Source organism: Streptomyces sp. NBC_00038, assembly GCF_026343635.1.
Taxonomy (GTDB): domain Bacteria; phylum Actinomycetota; class Actinomycetes; order Streptomycetales; family Streptomycetaceae; genus Streptomyces.
Window position 1 is genome coordinate 153,433 of record NZ_JAPELQ010000001.1, and the last position, 22,854, is coordinate 176,286.

At 66.4% G+C, this 22,854-nt stretch carries 19 protein-coding genes and 1 pseudogene; 15 read left to right on the forward strand and 5 right to left on the reverse strand.

Translation table 11 applies throughout. The features are described 5' to 3' along the window. Nucleotides 1–48 precede the first annotated feature (48 nt). From OG219_RS00790 to OG219_RS00830, 9 genes are all read left to right on the forward strand, one after another. A complete protein-coding gene (locus OG219_RS00790; protein ID WP_266821774.1) occupies nucleotides 49–918 on the forward strand; it encodes an aldo/keto reductase in 870 nt (289 codons plus the stop codon). 40 nt (nucleotides 919–958) lie between these two features. Then, entirely contained in the window at nucleotides 959–1,867 is a 909-nt protein-coding gene (locus OG219_RS00795) for an LLM class F420-dependent oxidoreductase (protein WP_266821776.1), read from the forward strand. Between the two features lie 168 nt (nucleotides 1,868–2,035). After that, entirely contained in the window at nucleotides 2,036–2,194 is a 159-nt protein-coding gene (locus OG219_RS00800) for a hypothetical protein (RefSeq protein ID WP_266821778.1), read from the forward strand. Nucleotides 2,195–2,470: 276 nt separating this feature from the next. Further along, on the forward strand, nucleotides 2,471–5,374 hold the full coding sequence (locus OG219_RS00805; protein ID WP_266821780.1) for a LuxR family transcriptional regulator: 2,904 nt from the start codon (nucleotides 2,471–2,473) through the stop codon (nucleotides 5,372–5,374). Nucleotides 5,375–5,404: 30 nt separating this feature from the next. Beyond that, nucleotides 5,405–5,653 (forward strand): hypothetical protein, encoded by a 249-nt coding sequence (locus tag OG219_RS00810; RefSeq protein WP_266821782.1) that lies wholly within the window; start codon nucleotides 5,405–5,407, stop codon nucleotides 5,651–5,653. Between the two features lie 853 nt (nucleotides 5,654–6,506). Then, complete coding sequence (locus OG219_RS00815) at nucleotides 6,507–6,929, forward strand: hypothetical protein (protein WP_266821784.1); 423 nt, start codon at nucleotides 6,507–6,509, stop codon at nucleotides 6,927–6,929. A 215-nt stretch (nucleotides 6,930–7,144) separates the two neighbouring features. After that, nucleotides 7,145–7,912, forward strand: a complete 768-nt coding sequence (locus tag OG219_RS00820; RefSeq protein ID WP_266821786.1) for an SDR family oxidoreductase — start codon at nucleotides 7,145–7,147, stop codon at nucleotides 7,910–7,912. Nucleotides 7,913–7,926: 14 nt separating this feature from the next. Continuing rightward, complete coding sequence (locus OG219_RS00825) at nucleotides 7,927–8,775, forward strand: enoyl-CoA hydratase/isomerase family protein (protein WP_266821788.1); 849 nt, start codon at nucleotides 7,927–7,929, stop codon at nucleotides 8,773–8,775. A 562-nt stretch (nucleotides 8,776–9,337) separates the two neighbouring features. Beyond that, on the forward strand, nucleotides 9,338–9,979 hold the full coding sequence (locus tag OG219_RS00830; protein ID WP_266821790.1) for an SDR family oxidoreductase: 642 nt from the start codon (nucleotides 9,338–9,340) through the stop codon (nucleotides 9,977–9,979). 829 nt (nucleotides 9,980–10,808) lie between these two features. Here the strand turns inward: OG219_RS00830 and OG219_RS00835 are convergent. Continuing rightward, nucleotides 10,809–12,055, reverse strand: a pseudogene (locus tag OG219_RS00835) (IS256 family transposase). A gap of 329 nt (nucleotides 12,056–12,384) precedes the next feature. Between OG219_RS00835 and OG219_RS00840 the strand changes: the two are divergent. After that, on the forward strand, nucleotides 12,385–12,891 hold the full coding sequence (locus tag OG219_RS00840; protein ID WP_266821792.1) for a hypothetical protein: 507 nt from the start codon (nucleotides 12,385–12,387) through the stop codon (nucleotides 12,889–12,891). Between the two features lie 250 nt (nucleotides 12,892–13,141). On the opposite strand, the gene OG219_RS00845 is transcribed toward OG219_RS00840, so the two are convergent. Beyond that, entirely contained in the window at nucleotides 13,142–13,942 is an 801-nt protein-coding gene (locus tag OG219_RS00845) for a hypothetical protein (protein WP_266821794.1), read from the reverse strand. A gap of 171 nt (nucleotides 13,943–14,113) precedes the next feature. Here OG219_RS00845 and OG219_RS00850 point away from each other — a divergent pair, with 171 nt between their 5' ends. The 5 genes from OG219_RS00850 to OG219_RS00870 all read left to right on the forward strand — a co-directional run bounded on the left by OG219_RS00850 (nucleotide 14,114) and on the right by OG219_RS00870 (nucleotide 20,142). Further along, complete coding sequence (locus tag OG219_RS00850; protein WP_266821796.1) at nucleotides 14,114–14,416, forward strand: dihydrodipicolinate synthase family protein; 303 nt, start codon at nucleotides 14,114–14,116, stop codon at nucleotides 14,414–14,416. Between the two features lie 265 nt (nucleotides 14,417–14,681). Continuing rightward, complete coding sequence (locus OG219_RS00855; RefSeq protein WP_266835957.1) at nucleotides 14,682–17,465, forward strand: LuxR family transcriptional regulator; 2,784 nt, start codon at nucleotides 14,682–14,684, stop codon at nucleotides 17,463–17,465. A gap of 272 nt (nucleotides 17,466–17,737) precedes the next feature. Continuing rightward, entirely contained in the window at nucleotides 17,738–18,634 is an 897-nt protein-coding gene (locus OG219_RS00860; RefSeq protein WP_266821798.1) for an AraC family transcriptional regulator, read from the forward strand. A gap of 183 nt (nucleotides 18,635–18,817) precedes the next feature. Next, nucleotides 18,818–19,600 (forward strand): alpha/beta fold hydrolase, encoded by a 783-nt coding sequence (locus OG219_RS00865; RefSeq protein ID WP_266821800.1) that lies wholly within the window; start codon nucleotides 18,818–18,820, stop codon nucleotides 19,598–19,600. Between the two features lie 164 nt (nucleotides 19,601–19,764). Continuing rightward, nucleotides 19,765–20,142, forward strand: a complete 378-nt coding sequence (locus tag OG219_RS00870; protein WP_266821802.1) for a nuclear transport factor 2 family protein — start codon at nucleotides 19,765–19,767, stop codon at nucleotides 20,140–20,142. A 283-nt stretch (nucleotides 20,143–20,425) separates the two neighbouring features. Here the strand turns inward: OG219_RS00870 and OG219_RS00875 are convergent, their stop codons facing one another. From OG219_RS00875 to OG219_RS00885, 3 genes are all read right to left on the reverse strand, one after another. Continuing rightward, a complete protein-coding gene (locus OG219_RS00875; RefSeq protein ID WP_266821804.1) occupies nucleotides 20,426–20,923 on the reverse strand; it encodes a helix-turn-helix domain-containing protein in 498 nt (165 codons plus the stop codon). A 336-nt stretch (nucleotides 20,924–21,259) separates the two neighbouring features. After that, on the reverse strand, nucleotides 21,260–22,321 hold the full coding sequence (locus OG219_RS00880; protein WP_266821806.1) for an LLM class flavin-dependent oxidoreductase: 1,062 nt from the start codon (nucleotides 22,319–22,321) through the stop codon (nucleotides 21,260–21,262). After that, on the reverse strand, nucleotides 22,321–22,845 hold the full coding sequence (locus tag OG219_RS00885) for an SRPBCC family protein (protein WP_266821808.1): 525 nt from the start codon (nucleotides 22,843–22,845) through the stop codon (nucleotides 22,321–22,323). Before OG219_RS00885 ends, OG219_RS00880 begins: the two co-directional genes overlap by 1 nt. Nucleotides 22,846–22,854 lie beyond the last annotated feature (9 nt).

Genomic DNA, 22,854 nt, shown 5'->3' on the forward strand with positions numbered 1-22,854 from the left:
AGTCCCCCGGCGCCCATAGAACCCAGCACAACAACGGGAGTACAGACCATGACACAGCAAGCCTCAAGCCCTGCCGACGCCTCAGGAGTGTTCCAGCTCGGCGGCAACCTTCCTGTCAACCGGCTCGGATACGGCGCCATGCAGCTCACGGGTCCCGGCGTGTGGGGACCACCCAAGGATCCTGAGGAGGCCGTGCGCGTGCTGCGCCGAGCCGTGGATCTGGGCGTCAAACTCATCGACACCGCGGACTCCTACGGCCCCTTTGTCAGCGAGCAGCTAATCCACAAGGCCCTGCACCCCTACCCATCGGACCTCGTCATCGCCACCAAGGGCGGGCTGTCCCGCTCGGGCCCGGACGACTGGCGTGCCCTGGGCCGACCCGAATACCTGCGGCAGCAGACCGAACTGAGCCTGCGCCACCTGGGCGTGGACCGCATCGACCTCTACCAACTGCACCGCATCGACCCCAAGGTCCCGCTGGACGACCAGGTCGGCGAGCTGCGCCTGCTGCAACAGGAGGGCAAGATCGGCCACATCGGCCTCTCCGAGGTGACGGTCCATCAGATCCAAGAGGCCCGGAAGATCGCGGACATCGTCTCCGTGCAGAACCTGTACAACCTGGCCAACCGCAAGGCCGAGGACGTACTCGACTACGCAGAGCGGGAGAATCTGGGCTTCATCCCGTGGTACCCGATGGCCACTGGCCGGCTGGCGCGTCCGGGCGGCCTGCTCGATTCCCTCAGCAAGGCGTACGGTGCGACCCCTTCCCAACTCGCCTTGGCATGGCTGCTACACCGCTCCCCCGTGATGCTGCCCATTCCCGGCACGTCCCGCGTATCCCATCTCGAGGAGAACACGCGGGCTGCACAAATCACCCTGACCGACGTCGAGTTCAAGGCAATCGGCGAAGCCGTTTAAAAGCGGCACCGCCCACGAACATCCTTACGAGGGAGCAGACATGCACACGCAACGTCCCGCGGCGCTCAAGGACGCGGTAGGCCGCTTCGGAATCTTCAGCCAGGAATTGCGCTCCGAAGCTCCCGCACTACAAGGCGAGTTGCTCGACGCGGCAGCAGAGCTGGAGGAACTCGGCTTCGGCGCGATCTGGCTCGGCGGCAGCAGCGGCGTGCACCACGCGGCGCACCTGGCCGAGGCAACCGACCGTGTCGTCCTGGCCACAGGAATTCTGAACATCTGGTACGAGGCCGCCGACACGGTGGCCGAACAACGGGCCGAGCTGGAGCACGCCCACCCTGACCGGTTCGTGCTGGGTCTGGGCGCGAGTCACGCACAGCTGGCCAAGCACTACCAACGGCCCTACGCCACGATGGTGGAGTACCTCGACGCCCTCGACTCAGCCACCACGCCCGTGCCGGCGCAGAGCCGGATCCTGGCGGCGCTCGGACCGAGGATGCTGCGCCTTGCCCGCGACCGGGCCGTCGGCGCCCATCCATACCTCGTCACCCCGGAATACATCGAGCAGGCTCGCCACATCCTGGGCGACGCATCACTCCTGGCCCCCGAGGTCACAGTGGTCCTGGAGAGCGAGCCCAGGAGTGCACGCGAGACCGCGCGCCGCTTCCTCGACTACTACCTCCAGCTGCCCAACTACGCCGCCAATCTCAAGCGCCTGGGCTTCACCGACGACGACCTCACCGGCGGCGGCAGCGACTTCCTGGTCGACGCCCTTGTCGTCTGGGGCACCGACGACGCGATCAGCGCTCGCCTCGCCCAGTTCCACACAGCAGGCGCCGACCACTTGGCCCTGCAGCTCATCACCGAGGAGCAGACCGAGGCCCCGCCCCGCGCCCAGTGGCGGCGCCTCGCCGACCTCACCGCACGGAGCAAGGCACAGCCTGGCATCTGACCCTGTGCCACAGGTGCATCCGCAGCGGAAACCCCGGGGTGCCATAGGTTTGAGTGTGTCATCCCGACGAGACAGAGAGCCGTGTGACGGAATCCGGAAAAGACGAAACGCGATTACTGGCTTTCAGAGCGCGAAGTCGTCGGAGCCAAACAGCTGTTACCTCGGCGTGTGACCACGTTCATCAGCCACAACGACCGGCCGGTGAGGAAGGCCACGAGGGCACGGTTCCTGCGCACCGCCCCCACCTGCCGGCCCACCCTCGTCGCCCCCTACCGCAAGCATCTGCGTGCTCGCCGCATGACCAACATGACAGACCCGTTCGTTTGAAAGACCCCACGCGTCTACCAGGTCCACCTGGTCGCCGAGGTCTATAGAACTCAGGTCCGCCAGGTCCTGGCATCGTCAACTTGGTGACTATCAACGTCACCTCGCTTGTTACCCTGGCGCATTACTGATCGTCTTGAGTGGCTGCGATACTTTGTGAACCGGCACCGAGAACCCGACCCCATTGCGACTTCAGATCTGGGTTCGCCACAGGAAACGCGTTCGCGACCGTCATCCAGCATCTTGCGTCAGTCGGCAAAGGGTCAAAGGAGACGGCCGATGAACAGGCAACGATGGTGGCCCTGTGAACTCCGTGGCCGTTCAGGGGAGCTCGCACTCATCGAGGACGAGCTCCGCCGGGTCGCCGATGGACGCGGCAGCGCCATCGTGGTCACCGGCGGCGCCGGTATCGGTAAAACCAGGCTCCTGGCGGAGACCAAGACCGTCGCCGATCGTTTCGGGATCCGAACAGGTAGCGTGGCGGCGGAGCCGAACGAGAGCGCCGTCGAGATGTCCACGCTGCTGTCAGCACTATTCGGTGGGCGCGAACCGCTTCTTTCACGGCAGGAACTGCCGCCGACACAGCCAGAGCCGAACCAGAGGTTCTGGCTGCTCCGGGACATCGAAGCCATCCTCGAGAAGAACGCCCTCCAGTCACCACTCGCCGTATGCGTCGACGACGCCCACTGGGTCGATGCCGGCACGGCGGCGGCTCTGCGCGAGCTGCCGCTCCGGCTGCGCGACGTCCCAATCGCCTGGATCATCGCTGCGCGGCCGACTCCTGAATCGAATCCGATCGCCAGGACCCTGGACTACCTCCAGAGTCGAGGCCTGTGCAAGGTCGGCCTGGGCCCGCTGCGAGCCGAGGCCATCGCCGCAATCACGGCGGAAATTCTCGGCGCGGAGCCGGGCCGGAACGTCCTCACGCTCGCCGAGCGGGCAGCCGGCAACCCATTTCTCCTCGTCGAAACGCTCCTGGGCCTTCAGGACGAAGCGCGCGTCGAGATCGTCGGCGGCCTCGCCGACGTCCGCAACACTCAGCTACCACGCCGCGTCGCTCAGAAGATGCGCGAGCGCTTGGCTCACCTGTCCGCGCCGGCCCGGGAAGCGGTCATCGTCGCAGCGTCCCTCGGTCGGCGTTTCTCCTTCACGGACATGGCGCAGCTGCTCGACTGCCCGACGTCTGACCTCCTCGCACCTGTAGGCGAGCTACTGGACGCCGACTTGTTCGTCGAACACGAGGCCAAGCTGGCGTTCTGGCACGACATCACCCGCGAGGCGGTACGAGCCAGCGTCCCGGTAAGCGCGCGCTGCGCAATGGACCGCCAAGCCGCGACCATCCTTCTGGAGCGCGGCGCACTTCCCGTGGAGGTGGCGTACCAACTTGCCGCCAGCGCCGAGCTGGGTGACGAAGTGGCGATCACGACCCTGCTGCAGGCCGCCAAAACGGTCGTCTCCACCGATGCCACCGCCGCCTCGGACTTCGGTTGCCGGGCACTGGATCTCTCCCCGCTCCAGCACCCACGACGAGGAGAGATCGTCAGCGTCACCGCCGTGGCCCTTCACACAAGCGGGAGCTCCGGAGAGGCCATCGCGTTCGCTGACGCCGCACTGCGTGACACCCTCCCCGCTGAACAGGAAGCGCAGGTCCGCCTCAGCATCGCCGGCATGTTCGCGCTCTCCCCCGATGCCCGTGCGGAAGCCGGCCGCCAAGCTCTCAGGCTTCCGGACGTCTCGCCAACGCTGCGGGCCGCACATCTGGCGTGCCTTACCTACAACCTCCTTGTCGCCGGGCGGATCGAGGAAGCACGGCGGTCGATCCCTGAGGCGCGCATAGCTACTGCCGCGACTGCCGATCCTCGTGCATCGCTCATCCTCGGTGTCGCCGAGGCCGGTATCGCCTACGCCGACGAGCGGTTCGACGAGGCTGTCGAGCTGTTCACGAAGACGGCTCGTGAGGGCTTGGCGGCGGGCGAGAACACCCGGATCCGGATGGTCCAGATGTACTGCGGCGAGATCCTGTCCCACCTCGGCCGGGAGGACGAAGCCCTTGCGATCGCGCAGGAAGGGCTTGCCTCGGCGCAGCGCGACCGCCAGGACTGGATCTATGAAATGTACGAGACCTGGCAGGCACGCCTGTGGCTGCGTCTCGGCCGCATCTCCGAGGCCGCCGCCGTCCTAGAGGGCCGATTCGAGCTGGAAGACGGCACGCGTGCCGTAGCCGCGCTGGACGGGGCAGCGCTCTGCGCAATGGCGCGAGCGGCCATGCACATGGCAGACACCCGGCAGCTTCGCCGAGCCGGCGAGATCGGCAAAGTGATGCTCAAGCTCGGAACACCGGTGATCAAGCAGCATGCTGCCTGGATGCTCGCGCTGACCGCCATGGCCGACGGCGACATGAACGCGGCACGCGACTGGCTGACAGGTCTCGCGGATTCACCCGTGCTTCCACGCTTCCCCCAAGACGTCACCGACGAGATGGTGCTGGCCAGAATCGCTGCCGCGACGGGGGATGATCTGCTCGCACAACTCGCGCTGGCCAACACACGACGCCGCGCTGCCACGAACACCAGTTCGCTGGCGATCTCAGCGACTCAGGCATACGTCCATGGCCTGCTGTCGAATGATGAGCGCGAACTGCGAGCTGGGGTGGACGGCTTCGAGCGGTGCCGCCGTCCGCTGGAGTGGGCCATGGCCACCGAGGATCTCGGTATCTGCCTCCTTGCCTCCGATCGCGCAGCCGGGGTGGCCACTCTGGGGCAAGCCCTTGTCCGCTACACGGATCTCGGAGCTGTCTGGGACGCTCGGCGGGTCCGCGGCCAGCTGCGCGACCTCGGCATCCGGCGGCGGATCGTCGTCAGAGAACCAGCCACTCGCGGCTGGGCCGCGATGACGGAAGCCGAGGAGTCTGTGGCCAGACTCGTCGCCCAGGGACTGACCAACCGCGAGGTCGCCGAGCAGCTATTTCTCTCGCCGCACACCGTGAATAGCCATCTGCGGCATATCTTCGCCAAGCTCTCCATCAAGTCCCGCGTCGAACTGGCCCGCCTTGGAGCAGTCGAAGCGGGAACCTCTGACGTGCCCACCAGCCAGAACGAGGGCCACACCCTGCTTCATCGGCTTGCCCGTCATCGTGAAGCGGACGATGGGAACGGGGCCGCACGGACTTTCGGTATTCAGTAACGCGGCGGCTCTGGACGAGGCGGACACGGTGTGGACGGTGGAAGTGAGATCTGGGAGTACCGGCGACCCGACGACCGCAACTCTCCGTTGTGGGACATCACCCAGATCGGCGGCGCCCATCCTGACTACGATCGGTGGAGCGGTTTTGCAGGCAGGGTGCTCGACGCGTTCTACCTCCGTCAGGATCCAGGCCACCTCGAGGTCAAACGCAGTGGCGACGGAGACGACGTCTGTCTGATCGAGCTCGCGGCCCGGTTCACGGGCACGTCTGTGGGCTAGTCACTCTGACCTGCGGCTTTTCCATGACTCCGTGGAATGCTGCCTCGGTCGTCGTCCGGACATGATCGACGGGGTTCAGGGCGGTGCTCAGCTCCGTATGTCGTTGGCAACGAAGACGCACCCGGCGCTGGTCGCCGTGCACCGGCTGGACGAGCTCAGCGCCGTGCCCGGCGTCGCTGATGTGCTCGTGGAGTTCCGGCCAGGGGACCACGTATCGATCCCAGTTACAACGTGTGCAATCCGGTCAGTGCCTCGGTGCCGGGACGGACGGAGCGGCCGTGCTCCTCACCCTGGCGCCGGACGGTCAGGCTGGAGATGACACCCGACCCTGCCGACGTGACCACGGTGGCATTGGATGCCAGCCGGAGGCCGAGGGGGCTTGGGCTCGGCGGTGCGTGGACCAGCTGCCGGCCCTGCTCGGCACGGCTGGGGTTCGCAGGACCAAGACACACGATCGCGCAGTGGGCCCAGCCAGTGCCATCCACGGAGTCCGTGCTGCTCGAACATGGCGTCGGCGTCGACCTGCATTTTCTCACGGTCCGCGCGATCGAGCTGGCCATTCTCGCCTGAGCTCAGCAGTGGCAGGACCACTACGCCGAACCCGCCAATGCAGTCGCCGGTGCCCGCCTGACCCTCGCGGGGCTCTTGGGGGGCTCTCTAACGTGTTTGGGTGAGTGAGCGGGAAGTGGCAGAAGACCAGACTGTGGATAGTGCACTGAATGGACGGCTGTCCGGCTGGAAGATCGTGCTCTCCTGGCTCCGTGGCCAGCGGACCGACCGGGGCCGGGTAGAGCAAGCCCCGTCCCGAGGATGTCTCGTCATCACGAATCCCCACTCACGAGAGGACATCGCCATGCCGATGATCGATGTGTACGCCCCGACCGGGACGTTCGCCGACAAGCATGCGCTCGCCCAGGAACTCGCCCAGACGATCATGCGATGGGAGAAGGTGCCCGCGATCCCCTTCTTCCTCGACAACACCGCCGCGTTCATCCACGAACTGGACCCGGACTCCTTTTCGACCGCCGGCGGCGGCAGCACCAGTGTTCGCGTGAACGTGACCACCAACGCCGGCGCGCTGGACCGCGAGCAGCAGCTTGGGCTGGTCAAGGACTTCACCGCTCTGGTCGCCAAGGCTGCAGGTGACCCGACGTTGGAGGGGCGCACCTGGGTTGCCCTCACCGAGGCGGTGTCTGGCGGCTGGGGCATCGCCGGCCACGCCTACACCAATGAGGAGATCGTCCAGCACGTGCGGGAGCTGCTCAGCAAGGCGTAGGTGCCTGCCGCTTGGTGGCGCGCTTGCACTCTGCAGGCGGGAGTCAGCACCGCCCAGGCATCTGAGGAACACCATTCAACGTGCTGGTGACTCTGCGGTCTCGTACGGCGTCTCAGTTAGCCCCACATTTGCTCCCCGGATCCGGCTGCCGCCTCCCCCGTTCGGCGGCCGAATCCGGGGTCAATTTCCCACCGCATTCCCTGAAAGGGTGGACCATGTCCGCTTCGACAGAACTGAGCGGCCGTGTCGCTGTGGTCACCGGAGCATCCAGCGGCATCGGCGAACAGATCGCACGGACATTCGCTGCGCGCGGTGCATCGGTGGCCCTGCTTGCCCGCCGCGAGGACAAGCTCGATGCGATCGTCGAGGACATCACGGCGTCGGGAGGCAGAGCGGCGTCCTACCCGGTCGACCTCACCGACGCAGCAGCCACCACAGCGGTGTCAGGCGAGATTGCCCGTGAGCTCGGCGATGCCGGAATCGTAGTCAGCAATGCGGGCATCATGCTGCCGACGCCGCTCGGTGACCTCAATCCACAGGACTGGAGCCGCCAGGTCGAGCTGAATATCGGTGCGGTGAACAACACGCTGATCGCGTTCACCGACCAGCTCGTGCGCTCCGCGGCGACTATCGGTGTAGCGGACCTTGTGAACACGGCTTCGGTTGCCGGCAGGGGCGTGTTTCCGACGTTCTCGGTCTACGCGGCATCAAAGGCTTATGTGATCCACCTGGGCAACAACCTGCGCGCGGAGCTGGGACCGAAGAACGTGCGGGTCACCACGATCCAACCGGGCATCGTCGGCACAGAGCTGCAGAGCCATATCGCTGACGAGAACGTACGCACACGGCTGGCCGCCACCCGGGACACGATCGAGTGGCTCATTCCTCAGGACATCGCCGACGTGGTCGCCTACGCGGTGGGGTTGCCCGCCCGCGTGAACCTGCCCGAGATCGCGGTCCTGCCCACGCGACAGACCGCCTGACCTGGAAGGTCACCATGACTGCCACGACGCCCCAGCTGACGCAGTTCACGATCACAGTCCCTTTGCCGGGATATTGGCGGGTCACCTTCGACAACCCGCCAATCAACCTGATGAATGCCACGACAGCCGCGGAGTTGCAGGACATCGTCACTGCGGTGGAAGACACGGACGACTTGCGGGTGGTCGTGTTCGACAGCGCCAACCCGGACTTCTTCTTCGCCCGCTACGACCTCTCCGGCGGTGCCCTGCCGACCGCTCCGGGCCCGACGGGGCTGCCGCCGTTCCTGAACATGACGGTTCGGCTCTCCCAGGTGCCGGTGATCTCCATCGCGGAGATCCGTGGCAGGGCACGGGGCGGCGGAAACGAGTTCGCGCTCGCCTGCGACATGCGGTTCGCCGCCGCAGAGACAGCCCTGTTCGGGCAGCCTGAGATCGGCAGCAGCCTGATCCCTGGCGGCGGGGGTATCGAACGGCTCGCGGCCTTCGTGGGTCGGGGACGAACGTTGGAGATCGTTCTCAGCGCGGACGACTTCGACGCGGCGACCGCTGAGCGATACGGGTGGATCAACAGAGCCCTTCCGGGCGCGGAACTGACTGGCTACGTTGACGCACTGGCACGACGCATCGCCACCTTCGACTCCGTGGCGCTCGGCACAGCGAAAACTATGATCAACCGTCACACCCTGCCCGCTCCCGAAGATCTGCTGGAATCCCAGGGGACCACGGAGACACTGGTCCAGAACCCTGCATTCCTGGACCGGTTCCGGCGGGTCAGCGCCTACGCTCGGGCCACCGGAGCAGACTTCGACGTCCGGATGGGCCATCACATGGGCGCGGTCCCGGACACGGAAGCAGCGCAGTAGACGTGCTGTGGCCGCACGCTACGAACGAGCACGAGGAATGCTTACCGAAGCGCGTGTCCCTGAACATCAGCGGCCAGTCGGCTGCCTGTACATGCAGGCCAGCCGACCTCACTACCGCACGCACCACAAGGCAGACCTCCCACGGAAGCAAACGGCTGATGCCGACCACCGAGGCTGAGCACTCCCAGGCACGTCGGGTCCTCGACGTATCGATGCACGCGGACTCGGAGAACAGGGCCAGCGCACGTCCGGCGGCAGCGCCTGCACCTCCCTCCTGCGGGCACATGCCTGGCTGCACTTGGCATCGGTCGTGCAACAAGGAGCTGAAGGCCATGAGGCACTCTCCTACACCACAACCCGTGGCCGGACTGGCTGGTTGCACGAGGCGCACCGGTCTCCCCGGCCGGTACCGGCGCCGTCGCAGCGTCCCGGCTGAACGAGATCGGCACGAGAGCGAGCCGCGGACACGCCGACTCTGGCCCGGCATCGCGGTCTGTCCACCTGGGCGAACGGCTCGGGCCCGCTGCGACGCGGGTCCACGGACATGGATGGGTGTGAAGACATGAAGGTCGTCATCGTCGGTGGGCACAGCCGGATTGCACTGCTGCTGACAGCTCTTCTGAGCCGACAAGGCCACACAGTGGTAGGCACGGTGCGCTCCGAGAGCCAGGGGCACAACGTAGTCACGGCCGGAGGCACGCCACTGGTGCTCGATATCGAGACCATCAGTGTGCAGGCGCTTGCCGAGTTCTTGTCCGGTGTCGACGCCGTGGTGTTCGCGGCGGGTGCCGGCTATGGCAGCACCACCCGGCAGAAGGAGGCCATCGACCGCGACGGGGCAATTCTGCTGGCCAACGCAGCCGAGAAGGCTGCGGTCAACCGCTACGTACTCATCTCCTCGATGGGTGCCGACTACTTCGACAGCGGTTCGGCCAATCCGTTCCAGATCTATCTGCGTCTCAAGAGCGAGGCAGATGCGGACCTCCGTGCGCGCGCACTGGACTGGACCATCGTGCGTCCTTCCGGATTGGATGATCGGCCGGGGTCTGGGCGGGTCCAGCTGGGCGACGGGATCGGCGGCGGAAGCATTCCTCGCGCCGACGTGGCCGCGCTGATCGCCCGGTTGCTTAGCGAGGGCGTCGGCATTCGGCACCAGTTCGCGGTCACTTCCGGTTCCGAGCGCATCGAGGACCTCGTCTTCTGACCGCCCGACACGCAGAAGGCCAAATCCGAAGGAGAGCTCCCAACAGGTCGACAAGGCAGGAGCTTCGCCGACCGCAAAGAGCCGTCCCTCACCTGTTCAGGTAAGGGGCGGCACAAGTCGACCTGTACCGCCCGTGCGGACTGATGGATTCCGGTGACGGCCACAGAACCACGACCGTGATCCACTTGTCGGGTCAGCCGAGCTTCAAGACGTCGAACGGGGCATACACGCCTGATCCGGTTCGCGGACCGGAGAATACCTGGTGGGGTGCTGACACCGCCCATCCGGATTCGCCGGTTCGCACACCACGACCGGTCGCGAAATTACTCCTCGCGCGGTTCCAGTGGGCCAGCAAATGGGCAGTGGATGAGCCCGACCTGGAGCTCTGGCATGACTGCGGTCATCACCTGGAGGCCGAACTGGCCTGTCGGCACTGCGATCAGACGGTGGCCTGACCCAGCGTGGCCCTGGTGCCGCTCCGCAGACCCGAACGAGTCGAGTACGTCCCAGATTCCACCTGAGGCTTCCCCTGTGCGGCTGAGTACGGGGAGCGCGAGGATGATCTGAGGCAACGATCCCGGATGTGGGCGAATCGGCATCGGCAGACCGCGGTGCTCGAGGAATTGATCGCTCAGGGCCGGACTCGAGGATTCGCCTCGGGGGTTGGCAAGGCCGATGAGGTCGGGCAAATCTCCCCGAGTGCACCACTGCTTGTGGCGCTGCGCTCCGGCGCGTCTCCTCTGACCTCCTCCGACGCACTGGACCAACGCCAGCGCAATATCGGGCGAATCAGTCGGATACTGAGATGGTGTCCCGCCGAGTGGTGTAGTCACTGGCCGAGCTGATTCGCTTCCTGTTGTTGTGGAAGCTGGTGGTCATCCTCGGCCGGTTTGGCGGTGAGGAGTTCGGCCATGGAGGCTTCGGAGAAGTAGCGGCAGTCGAAGACCTGCCATTCGTCATGGAGTTCGGCTAGGACCGCGGCGGCCAGCCGCTCCAGAGCGGCAGGGTTGGGGAAGACCTGGACGACGTCGGCCCGGCGTTTGACCTCCCGGTTCAGCCACTCCAGCGGGTTGGTGGACCAGATCTTCTTCCAGTGCGCCGGCGGGAAGTCCGCGAACGCGGTGATATCTGTCGCGGCGTCCAGCAGCATGCTTTTGACCTGGGGGAACTGCCGTCCGAGCATGTCGGCCACCACATTCAGCTGGGTGCGCACGACCTCGCCGGTGGTCTGCGCGAAGACGGTGCGGATGGTCGCCGCCACCATCTCTCCCGACCCCTTTTCGATCACACCGAACACGTCTCGCACGAAGTGAACCCGGCACCTTCGCCAGGCCGAGCCGAGGAAAACGGTGCGGATCGCGGCCACCAGACCGCTGTGGCTGTCGGAGATGACCCGCTGGACGTTGTCCAGCGCGCGGGCCCGAAGCGAGCGCAGGAACTTCGTCCAGAACGGCTTCGACTCGCTGTCGCCGACCATCAGTCCGAGGATCTCGCGGTGCCCGGTGGCGGAGATCCCGGTCGCGATGACCACGGCCTGCGAGACGATCCGGTGGTTGACCCGGGCCTTGCAGTAGGTGGCGTCCAGGAAGACATAGGCGAAGACGGTGTGGTCCAGCGGCCGTTCCTTGAACGCGGTCAGTTCGGCGTCGAGTTCGCCGCAGATCCGTGACACCTCGGATTTGGAGATCCCGGTGTCGACCCCAGGGCTTTGACCAGGTTATCGGCGGAACGGGTCGAAACCCCGTGCACGTATGCCTCCATCATCACGGCGAACAGCGCCCGGTCGATCCTCCGGCGCCGCTCCAGCAGCGAGGGGAAGAAGGAACCGGTCCGCACTTTGGGGATCTTCAGGTCGAGGTCGCCGGCCTGGGTGGTCAGCAGCCGCTCGCGGTGGCCGTTGCGCCAGGTGGTGAGCTGGTCGGAGTGCTCGCCTCGGGCGGCACCGATGGCGTCGGTCGCCTCGGCCTCGATGAGTTCTTGCAGGATGCGCTCACACAGCACCCTGATCGTCTCAACTCCGTCGGCCGTACGTAGTGACTCCAGCAGCTGCATCAGGTCAGACTGGGACAAGGCCATCGTGTGCTCCTCCGGTTGAACTGCCCGTTCACCAGGGAGACTTGCGCGATGGCCTGCTCTTGTTCAGGGAGCAAGCAGCGACAGCGGGTGCACGCCCCGGGCAGACACCCGCGCGTTCACGACCCTCGACCGACTGCACCACTCGACGGGACACCATCTCCAATTGCAGAAACCGTGCTCTGCCTCGGCGCCGGTCCCTCAGAGGACTGAGTGGTGACGCACGTCGCAGGCTGCGGTAGGTCGGAGGTGTGCGCTATGGCGCAGTTCCGTCGGTTGAACATGCTGCCGGGCGGATGGGATTGAGAGGCAGCGGTATCAGGGGGGACACGATGGGCATCGCAGGTGTGGTGAGCGTGGCCAGCGCATTGACGGCCGTTGTTGCGGTTGCGCTGTCTCTACGGCAGACGCGGCTCATGTCACGTCAGAGCCTGGTCCCTGTCGTCCTGGAGGCGTTCAGGGAAGCTCGCAGCCCGGAGTGGTTCGAGGCGCGCGACTTCATCTATGAGCGGCTGGCCGCCGAGGCTTCTCCCGCCCAAGGCGTGACACGGCAACCACCACAAGCCCGCGCCGCGCTCCGCAAAGTCGGCTTTCTCTTCGACAACTTCGGACTACTTGTTGCCCACCGGGTGGTGTCGGAAGAACTCGTCATCGGTTTCTTCGGCGGCTATCTCGATCAGTTCTGGAAGATCATGGAGCCCTACATTCGCAAGGAGGCCGAACTCGCAGGGCAGGGGTACATGGTCTTCTTTGAGGACCTTGTCGCCCGCTCTCGGTCGCACTCGATCGAGGACGTTCGCGAAACTCTCGACCTCCGAACAATCGACACCGACCCCTGAGTTTCCCGTGTGGTCCCGCCACCAACTCCCTCCACAACGGGAACCGAACGAGCTTGTCCCGTGACTACGCAACAAGCCGGGACACATCCGCGACCAGCTACACCACTCGATGGGACGCCACCGATACTGAAACTGGCTAATCGGAAAAAGATGGAAGCAGCACCATCGAATGCCCTCTGAGCTCGGCATAAAGGAGCCGAGCTCAGACAGACCGTCTACGGCTTCTTTACCAGACTCCACGGTGCGCGCTTCATCGGTCGTATGGCTTCCGCTTCTTTACGACACCCCACGATGCGAGCTTCGTCGGTCGTGTGGCTTCCGTGCAAAGTGGGTGGCTTCGATCACCGAAATAGGCGACGCCGGAGACGATCGCTGCGAGGTCGTACTCAACGGGGCACTCCGTGTTCGACTGAACGAGCGCGCCGCAACCATCCCTGCTGAGGTCCACGGAGGCTCCCGGCGCCCAGTCATATTGCGGGCACGCCTTCTGCAGCGCGCCTAGCCCGGCGGTGGTGGGCGTGGCCGCGCGGCTCAGAAACGTGAAGAGGACGTTCGAGGCCCCCGCGACCGTGGCCGACGGACCAACGAATGCTGCAATCCCACGGGTCGTGATCGTGAAGAGCTTTGCGCTCTCGTCGCAGCCAGGACCACCGTAGAGATCGTAGGTGATGGTGGCGACGTCATGCCTGTCAAACACATAGGTGCGCCGCCGCGTCAGGTCCTGACTCGCAGTCTCGCAGTCCTTGCTCAGCCAGGTGCCGATAATGGCATGCGCGATGTCTCTGCAGTTGGCGTTGTCCACGATTTTCTCGCCCCCGGCACCGACCGGCTCCTGCGGAACCGGCTTAACCGTGATCGTGCCCGGAGCGCAACCAACCTCGCTGAGAGTGACGCCCCCGCCGGTGGTGCGGGCTGCCTGCCCGGGTGCCGGAGGAGACGCGGCGTACGCTGCGGCCGCGCTGCCGAAGATCGCCAGACTGACCACGGCGGCACCAAGCCCGAGCGAGACCTTCCCTTTACGGCTCGTTCGGCGGGCGGTGAGTCTGCTCATGGTGTGACCTTTCGACTGGAAGTCGTCGTCCCCGGAACGCCGCCAACGGCGCGCGTCTGCGCATGAGAGGTCCTCCCGAGCAGAGACGGCCGTGTCCAGGAGAGGACACCACGGCGTGCGCAGCCCGCACCACCACATGAACAGGTGACCGTCCAGACGTGTCGACGACGCGTGAATCACGGCTCGCACAAGCTGGACGAGACCCTGGCGATGCCCCACGCCGCCTTCGAGTTGGGCGCAGACGCGGCCGTCGGAGTCAAGGAGGCGACAAAGGACTTCGAGCACTTCTCCCGCGTCCTGCACGCTTGCGAACGCTCGCTGCTGGTCTGCTCCGGCATCGATCTGCTCTGCCTGCCACTGCTCGCGCTCGGCGGCGCGGGCTTCGTCTCCGCCGTGTCCAACCTCGCCCCACGGCGGTGGCCCGGATGTACGAGCTGTGGGAGGCCGGCAACTTCGACAACAAGCCTGACCTGAGGTGACGATCCCGGATGCGGGCGAATCGGATCGTGTACCGGCCACGGAGCGGGATCTGCACTGTGCCCGTCTCGCGTAGCGGCCGTGCCGGTCTCTCCCACCGCGCCACTCCCTGCAGGTTGTCGGTCGCAACACACAACTGACTAAGGTGGAGTCATGTACAACGTGCGTCGCTGGTCCCACCCGGCCTCCGCGGCAATCATGAACCACAGCCGCTTCCGGTACCGTCGCGCGGGCGCTGGAAGACCCTGAAGTGGCCAGGACTGTGTTGCGGGGACGTGCGACGGCGATGTCGTCGGCCCTCTCGGTGGTCAGGCGTACAGAACAGGACGGACGCAGCGGCATCGTCGTCCTCACCGGCGAAGCCGGCATCGGCAAGACTGCGGTGCTCGAGGAACTGATCGCTCAGGGCCGGACTCGAGGATTCGCCTCGGGGACTGGCAAGGCCGATGAGGCCGGGCAAATCTCCCCGGGCGCACCACTGCTTGTGGCGCTGCGCTCCGGTACGTCTCCTCTCATCGCCTCCGACACATTGGACGAACTCCAGCGCAGCGTCGACCAGCCTCTTCAACTGCTCGAACAAGTCAGCACCCATCTTGAGAAGCTCGCCTGTGCCTCCCCGGTGATCTTCGCCATCGACGACGCCCAATGGGCGGACCGGTTGACCAGGTTCGTGGTGCAGGCCCTGCCCGCACGTTTGGCCGGGTCACCCATCGTGTGGGTCGTCGCCGGGCGGAACGCCGCCAGTGGCCTGGTCTCGGACCTCTTGCGAACCGAGATCCCGTTGATCCCCGTGGAGTTCATCCACCTGGGACCTCTGAGCGACCCCGATGTTGGCGCCCTCGCGCTGGACCGGCTCGGCGGCACCCCCTCCGAGAAGGTCCGAAGCATGCTCGATGGAGTTGGAGGCAACCCTTTTCTGATCACGCAGATCCTGGACGGCGTGGCACGGGCCCGCGCACAGGGCGAACCGGAGGACCAGGTCCCGACCGAGTTCGTCTTCGCCACACGCCGAAAACTGCAGGGCCTGGGCGCCGGCGAGCGCCAACTGGTGCAGACCGCGGCGGTGTTCGGTCAGCCGTTCGCGGTCGACGACGCCACTGCCCTGCTGGCCGAACATCCGGCCGCCCATGTATGGGCCTGGGCGGAGCTGGCCGTCGAGTCCGGTCTACTTACCGCCCGCGACCACCGCCTCAGCTTCCGGCACGACCTGGTTCGCGAGACGGTCTACGCCGACCTCACCAACAACACCCGACGTGCACTGCACCAACGCTGCGCCGAACACCTGATGGCGACCGGGCACGGCCCGCTGAGCACCGCCCCGCACGCACGGGCGAGCGCGATGCCCGGGGACCTGGCCAGCGCGAGGATCCTCACCCAGGCCGCCGACGCCGCTGTCACGGCCATGCCCCACACCGCAGGCGACCTCGCCCTCCAGGCCTTCCAGCTCCTGCGTCCCGCACAGTCCGCCTGGCTGACCGTCGGAGAACACTGCGTCGACATCCTCTCCCGGGTCCAACGCTGCGCTGAGGCGGTCTCGGTCGCAGACACGCTGCTGGCCCGGTCCGACGATCCCGCGACCACCGCACGCATCCAAGTCCTGGCCGCCCGGGCCCTGTGGCTGATGGGCCGACTCGCCGACTCCCTGACCCGGATCGACGCAGCACTGTCCCAGCCCGGTCTGTCGCCCGCGCTACGGTCGCGGCTCACCTCCTCGCGCGCCTTGGCTCTCACGCGCACAGAACCGGCCCACATCGCCAGGCAGGCGGCAGAACCAGCCCTGACCGAAGCCCGGCTCGCAGGCGACCGTGAGGCGATCGCCGTGGCGCTCCAGGCTCTCGGCGAGGTCGCCAAGAACTCCGGGCACCACGCCGAATCCCTGGCCCACTTCCGCGCACTGCGCACGACCGCCGGCCAATCGCACCTGGCTCAGGAAATACTGGCCCTGCAACTGCTCGACCGCTTCGCCGAGGCAGAGACGATGCTCAGCGCCGCCCACGCCGATGCGCGCAACCAGGTCGAAGCGATCCTGCCCTCCGTGCTGTACACACAGCTATGGCAGGAGTTCGGCCTCAGCCGCCTCGATGACGCCGACTCCACCGCCCGAACCCTGATCGCCTTGAGCGAGGAGCTCGGCAACTACACGCACGGCCTGCAAGCCATCATGATCACAAGCTCCGTCGCGCTGCTGCGGGGCGACATCGTCGAAGCCCGCAATCGCCTGGCCCCGGCCCTGACGCACGCCGACGCCGACGACGAGGTCCGCCTGCCGGGCCTGCACCTGCTGCAGGGGTGGATCAGCGCGGCGGAAGGCAACCTCGACCAGGCCATGTCTGTCCTGTCCCCCGCGTTGTACCGGGCCAGGGAGTCGCCGACCTACTGGCCCTGGTGGCCCGGCTGGATGAGGGGCTTCACCCGGTTCGGCCTGGCCGCCGGCGATCGGGGCTTCGCCGAGTACGCGGTGGCCATTGCCGAGGAGGGAGCTGCCCGCAACCCCGGGGTGGCCAGTTTCGAAGGAATAGCGCTACAACTGCGCGGCACCCTTCGCCAGGACCTCACTCTCCTGCGGCGGGCCACGGAGGCGCTCGCACACAGCCCACGGCCCTTGTTGAAGGCCAGCGGCTACGAGGACTACGGCCGGGCGCTGCTGACCTCCGGTCAGCGAAAGGAAGGCGTGGCCAACCTCGACCTCGCCTGGGACCTCTATCACCAAGTGGGCGCGCGGGGATCCGTACTCTCGCTTCAGCACACCATGCGCCGCGCCGGGATCCGCCGCTCCAAATGGATCAATGATCTCGAGCGGCCGCGTACCGGGTGGGCCGCGCTGAGCGAAGCGGAGAAGAAAGTCGCACAACTGATCAGCACAGGGCAGACCAATCAGGCCGCCGCCCGCACGCTGGGGCTGTCACCCAACACCGTGGGAACACACGTGCGTTCAATCTTCGCGAAGCTCGACGTGCACTCTCGCGTGCAACTAGCCAACGTCTGGAACGAACGCACCGCGACCGAGCGGGTGCCTGAACTCAGCACCGCACGCCGACGCCCGTAGATCCGCTCCCGCGGCGTTGCCAGCACCTGCTGTTGATTGCCACTCAGGCGAGATGACGACGTAAGGGGCTGGTTGTGCCGCGGGCGCATTCCCCGCCGACGAAGCCCACCGCGGCGATCCTCTTGCGGGCCACGACCGCGCGGATCCGACTCTGCGAGCGGACCGTAGGTGACCGCGTGCGGGGAGTCTGCCACGACCGCCGTCAGCCAGTGCCTTTCAAGATGAAGGAGGCTCGTTGCTGGTGTGGTAGCTGTAGCTGCGATCATTGGCGTATGGCTGGATTGGGACGCCCGGATGTTGTCGACGTCAGCTATGACAATCCGGATCAACCCCGGCTGGGGCTTGAGGTTTTGTCTTTCGCAATGCTGCGTGAACGGCTTATGCCGTCTGTCGCGGCGGCGCCCAGCCGTCCGGACTTCCATCAGCTGACCCTGGTCACCCGTGGCGAGGGTACCGCGTTGATCGACTTTGTCGAGTACCCATGCGCTCCGGGGACTCTGCTCCATTTGCGTCCTGGTCAGGTGCAGCGCTTCCCTGCCGGTCCCCAGGGGGACATCGCGGATCTTGATGCGACCTTGGTGATGTTCACGCCTGCCTTTCCGCCCCCGTTGCCTGCCAGTGCAGCCGTCATCAACGAGGCGCTCACACCTGCCGCTTTCTCACTGTCTGCGGTGGAGTACCGAGCCATGTCCGTGGCGGTGGCTGAGATAGCTGCGGAATACGCCACGCTGGCCGAGTGGGACGCTCCGGAGGCGGAACTCACCGTGGAACTGCTGCGGCAGCTTCTTGCCGCGCTGCTGGTGCGCATCGCCCGGCTGCCGCATCCCGGTGAATGGAATCCCGCGGCGGGCGGCGAAGTGTTCAGGGCCTTCCGTGCCGAGCTGGAACGCGCGTTCGCCACGAGGCGCCGTGCTGCCGAGTATGCCGCGCACCTCGGTTACTCGCCGCGGACGCTCACGCGGGCCTGTTTGGCCGCTACGGGCCGCACCGCGAAGGATCTCATCGACGACCGTGTTGCCCTGGAGGCCAAGCGGTTGCTGGTTCATACCGGCCTTCCTGTCGCGTCCGTCGGGCGCATGCTGGGATTCACGGAGCCCACCAACTTCGGGAAGTTCTTCGAGCGGACGGTGGGTGCCACTCCCGGGGCCTTCCGCGCCACGCAGCGCTGACAGCTCCTCCCGCCAGGACAGCGAGCGGATCGGGGAGTCCAATTTTGACCATGGCACGTCTCCTGCGTACCTCGCCTGCGCCGCTCGCGTCGCGCACTGTTTAAGCAAGCAGTCAGCGCGTTATCCGCTTCCGGTCAAACCTCTGACTGCCCGGTGAGGCCGGGAGGAAGGGAGAAATCAACCATGCCGTACGCAGATGTCAACGGTGCCCGTCTTTACTTCGAGGACAGCGGTGGTGAGGGCCCGGTCGTGGTCTTCAGCCACGGCAACCTCATGGACCGTGACATGTGGGTGCATCAGATCCAGACTCTGGCCGGGGACTTCCGGGTCGTCGTGTGGGACGAGCGGCTGCACGGCCGGACCGAGGACGACGGCAAGACCCACACCTACTGGGACTCGGCCGCCGACCTGATCGGGCTGCTGGATCACCTGGGCGTGCGGCAGGCGGCGCTGGTGGGGCATTCTCAGGGTGGCTTTCTGTCGATGCGCGCCGCCTTGCTGGCGCCGGATCGGGTCAAGGCCCTGGCGCTGATAGACACGACGTCGGGCGCCTGGCCTATCGAGGCGCTGGCGCAGATGCGCGGTGTGTCGGAGGGATTCCGCGGCGCGGGTCCGGAAGCAGTGGCCCCGATATTGCTCGGGATGCTGCTGGGACAGCCCGCGATCCACGATCAGTGGCTGGCGAAGTGGAAGGCGCAGCCGCATGAACGGCTCGCCGACGCGGTGCAGGTGCTGATGGGGGCGGACGACATCACCGGCCGGCTCGGAGAGATCACAGTGCCGGCCTTGGTCGTCCATGGCGACGCGGACCAGCCGATCCCCTACCCGTTGGGCCAGGCACTGGCCGGGAACCTCCCCGGTACCCAGGAGCTGCTCACCGTGACCGGGGCCGGTCACACGCCGAACCTCACTCATCCCGACCACGTCAACCCGGCGCTGGCCGGCTTCCTTCGACGGTACGCCTGACGATCCCACGCCCCCATACGTCGAACCTGCGGCGGCGGTCAGCACGGCGCTGCCGTCCTCTGCCCACGGCGCATCCCGGCGGACATTTCTCACGCGGGCCTCAGCACCCGCCATTTCAACTGTTCAACGATCTGCACGACATCCCAATTCTGGAAGGAACGACCATGTCGACTCCCCTTACCGACCCGTCGCAGCTCCCCCCGGCCTTCGAGAAGGCCATGAACTCCGGGAATCTTGATGAGGTCATGAGCCTGTTCGCGCCCGGTGCCGTCATGCGTACCGTCACCGGTGAGACCGTCACCGGTCAGGCGCTGCGCGACTACACCGCCGGGTCGATCGCCGGCAACGCCCAGCTGTCCAACGGCCCGTCACGCATCGTGGCAGGCGCCGACACCGCGTTGATCAGCGAGGAGTGGACCCTCGAAGTCACCACCCCCGACGGCAACCGGCAGAAGGCCACCGGCACCACCGCCAATGTCGCCAGCCGTGGTCAGGACGGCACCTGGCGCATGGCCATCCTCAACCCCCTCGGCACCGCCTGAGCATCCGGGGGTGTCCGGGCCCCCGAAGCCCCGGCCACCCCCGTTATGTGTTCCGCGCCTTCTCCGGGTACCACCGGCCGGCGCTGTCGTAACGCCCCTGCCACTGCACGACCAGGCCCGTGATCACTTGCAGAAATCCATAGCCTGTCTCTCCCCTGGCCATACCCAACCCCCTCGCAAATGCTGCCACCACAGAGCGAGGAGACGATCACGGGACCAACGCTCAAGTCGCCCAACTGGCATCGTGCCGAGCCGCCTCGCGTCGTTCAGGGCCTGGGCCCTCTCAGGCAGTGAAGCGGCTTCGAATTTCCGGGCGTTCGGCAAGGTGCTGGGGATAGCCAGGGCCGAGCCGCGGGTGGGTGTCTTCGGCGGTCATCGGTTCTTTGCACGAGGCACAGACGACCTCGGCGTCGCCCTGGTGACCGCAGCGGTCGTGGTGGAAGACGACCGGCGGTCCCTGCTCGTCGCTGAGCCAGCGATTGCCCCAGGCGTTCATGGCAGCCAGGACACCGAAGAAGTCGCGACCCTTCTCAGTGAGCACGTAGTCGTAGCGCACTGGCTCCTGCTGGTAGGCCTTCTTCTCCATCAGGCCCTCATCGACCAAGCGGCGGAGACGGTCGGCCAAGGTGTTGCGAGCGATGCCGAGCTCCTGCTGGAACATGTCGAATCGCTTGATCCCGTACACGGCTTCCCGCAGTACCAGCGGCGTCCACCAGTCCCCGAGCATGTCCATGGTGCGCGCGACTGAGCACGGCCAGTTCGCGAAAGAGGTCCGCCTCATGGCCTCTAGCATATAGGTCTCAACATAGGACTCATTATTTCGGATCTGTGAATCCGCCGGTCGCGTGGTTGCCGCCGAGTCGTGCGCGCCTGAGGCAGGGCACTGCGAGCCGTTCGCCACGTATGGCGCCGCGAGCAGCACACTGCGCCGGCCGAGCCGACCGTGGTCGCGTAACCGGGTCGTGGACGGAAGCGACACCGTGGGATCGGCGCTGTGATGCCGAAGGCGCCGGGGGCGAGCAGCCCACCAGGTGCCAGGTCCTGGGCACACGATCCGTCGCGCGTACGCGGCCGGGTTTGAGAAACAGCCTGCCGGGCGGCATCCTCGATCGCCTGCCTACCGGACCGGCTCACGCTCCATGGCACGGACCATGTCGAGAGCCCTGCCCAGGGTGGTGAGCCGGGCTTCCAGGGTCTCGCCGGCCGGGTAGAAGCGAACGGTGTCGACGCCGGCGTTCCGCCACACCCGGAGCCGGTCCCGCACCATGTCCTCGGTACCGATGAGCGTGGTGCCAAGGACCATCTCGTCGGTGACCAGTTCGGCCGCGCCGTCCCGGTCGCCGGCCTGCCAGCGTTCGCGCACCTCGGCTGCGACGTCGGCCCAGCCCTGGCGGCTGTATGCATTGTTGTAGAAGTTGGTGCTCTGCGAGCCCATGCCTCCCAGGCTGAAGGCCAGTTCCTTCTTCCGGCCGGCCACCATCGCCCGAAGCGCGTCCTCGTCCTCGGCGAAGGCCACCTCGGCGCCCTGGCAGATGTCGAAGTCCGCGCGTGAGCGGCCGGAGGTGGTGAGGCCCGCGTCCAGGTGGTCGAAGTACGCCTCCTTGGCGCCCTCGGGTACGAAGCTGGTGCCCAGCCATCCGTCGGCGATCTCGCCGGTCAGTCGCAGCATTTTCGGCGAGAGGGTCGCCAGGTAGATCGGGATTTCGTGCTCGGCACGCATGGAAAGGCGCATGGGCTTGGCACCCCCATCGGGCAGCGGGATCTGGAACTCCCGCCCGGTGTAGGAGACTTTCTCCCCCGATACGGCGTGCCGCACGATCTCGACGGTCTCCCGCATGCGCGACAACGGCCGGTCGAAGGGGACGCCGTGCAGTCCTTCGATCACCTGCGGGCCGGACGGGCCGAGGCCCAGCAGGAAGCGCCCCTGGGAGATCTGCGACAGGGTGATAGCCGCTCGGGCGATGGCCATCGGCGTGCGGGTGGCGAGCTGGATGATCCCGGAGCCGAGGAACATGCGCTCCGTCCGGGCGGCGAGATAGCCGAGCGGCGACGGCGCCTCGGAACCCCAGGCCTCCGCCACCCAGCAGATGTCCATGCCCAGCTTCTCCGCCTCGACGACGAAGTCCACCGTCTCCGACCAGTTCCCCCCGGATGCCTCGATCGTGGTCGACGTACGCATCACACACTCGCCTTTCCGGGGAGCTCCGCGAGCTTCTTGATCGCCATGAGGGTGTCGCCGATGTTGACCTCGAACTCCCGCATCCGCACGAAGACGATCTTCTGTTCCTTCTCCGGCATGCGGTCGATCGCGACGGAGAGACCGGAGCGGCCCGGTCCCAGCTGCATCCACTGCCGCAACAGCGTTCCGCCGTTGTTGGGTTCGAGGGTGAATCGCCAGATCGCCGAGGGTTGCTCGGGGTCCTCGACCGCCCAGGCGAACACTCTGGGCGGCTCGTACTCCACAACGTGGGAGGTGGTGGCCCACTCGCCCAGCGCCTCGTGGCTGCTCCGCCCCACGAAGCGGGCCCCCCGCGCGGGTTGTGCTTCCGGATCCAGCCACTCCACCGACTGCAACTCCGTACTCAAGCTCGGCATCAGCTCGATGTCGGAGACCAGGTCCCATACCCGTTGCGGTGGGGCCTCGATCCAGATCGGCACCTCGACCGTTGGTTTGTCTTTGTAGCGAGCGCCCGTCCACTCCATGGTCTGGTC

Coding starts and splice junctions, on each gene's coding strand:
- OG219_RS00830 (WP_266821790.1), top strand. CDS start 9,338: ATGAAGGTCGTCATCGTCGGTGGGCACAGCCGGATTGCACTGCTGCTG.
- OG219_RS00875 (WP_266821804.1), bottom strand. CDS start 20,923: ATGAGGCGGACCTCTTTCGCGAACTGGCCGTGCTCAGTCGCGCGCACC.
- OG219_RS00805 (WP_266821780.1), top strand. CDS start 2,471: ATGAACAGGCAACGATGGTGGCCCTGTGAACTCCGTGGCCGTTCAGGG.
- OG219_RS00825 (WP_266821788.1), top strand. CDS start 7,927: ATGACTGCCACGACGCCCCAGCTGACGCAGTTCACGATCACAGTCCCT.
- OG219_RS00865 (WP_266821800.1), top strand. CDS start 18,818: ATGCCGTACGCAGATGTCAACGGTGCCCGTCTTTACTTCGAGGACAGC.
- OG219_RS00790 (WP_266821774.1), top strand. CDS start 49: ATGACACAGCAAGCCTCAAGCCCTGCCGACGCCTCAGGAGTGTTCCAG.
- OG219_RS00795 (WP_266821776.1), top strand. CDS start 959: ATGCACACGCAACGTCCCGCGGCGCTCAAGGACGCGGTAGGCCGCTTC.
- OG219_RS00885 (WP_266821808.1), bottom strand. CDS start 22,845: ATGGAGTGGACGGGCGCTCGCTACAAAGACAAACCAACGGTCGAGGTG.
- OG219_RS00815 (WP_266821784.1), top strand. CDS start 6,507: ATGCCGATGATCGATGTGTACGCCCCGACCGGGACGTTCGCCGACAAG.
- OG219_RS00845 (WP_266821794.1), bottom strand. CDS start 13,942: ATGAGCAGACTCACCGCCCGCCGAACGAGCCGTAAAGGGAAGGTCTCG.
- OG219_RS00880 (WP_266821806.1), bottom strand. CDS start 22,321: ATGCGTACGTCGACCACGATCGAGGCATCCGGGGGGAACTGGTCGGAG.
- OG219_RS00860 (WP_266821798.1), top strand. CDS start 17,738: ATGGCTGGATTGGGACGCCCGGATGTTGTCGACGTCAGCTATGACAAT.
- OG219_RS00870 (WP_266821802.1), top strand. CDS start 19,765: ATGTCGACTCCCCTTACCGACCCGTCGCAGCTCCCCCCGGCCTTCGAG.
- OG219_RS00840 (WP_266821792.1), top strand. CDS start 12,385: ATGGGCATCGCAGGTGTGGTGAGCGTGGCCAGCGCATTGACGGCCGTT.
- OG219_RS00820 (WP_266821786.1), top strand. CDS start 7,145: ATGTCCGCTTCGACAGAACTGAGCGGCCGTGTCGCTGTGGTCACCGGA.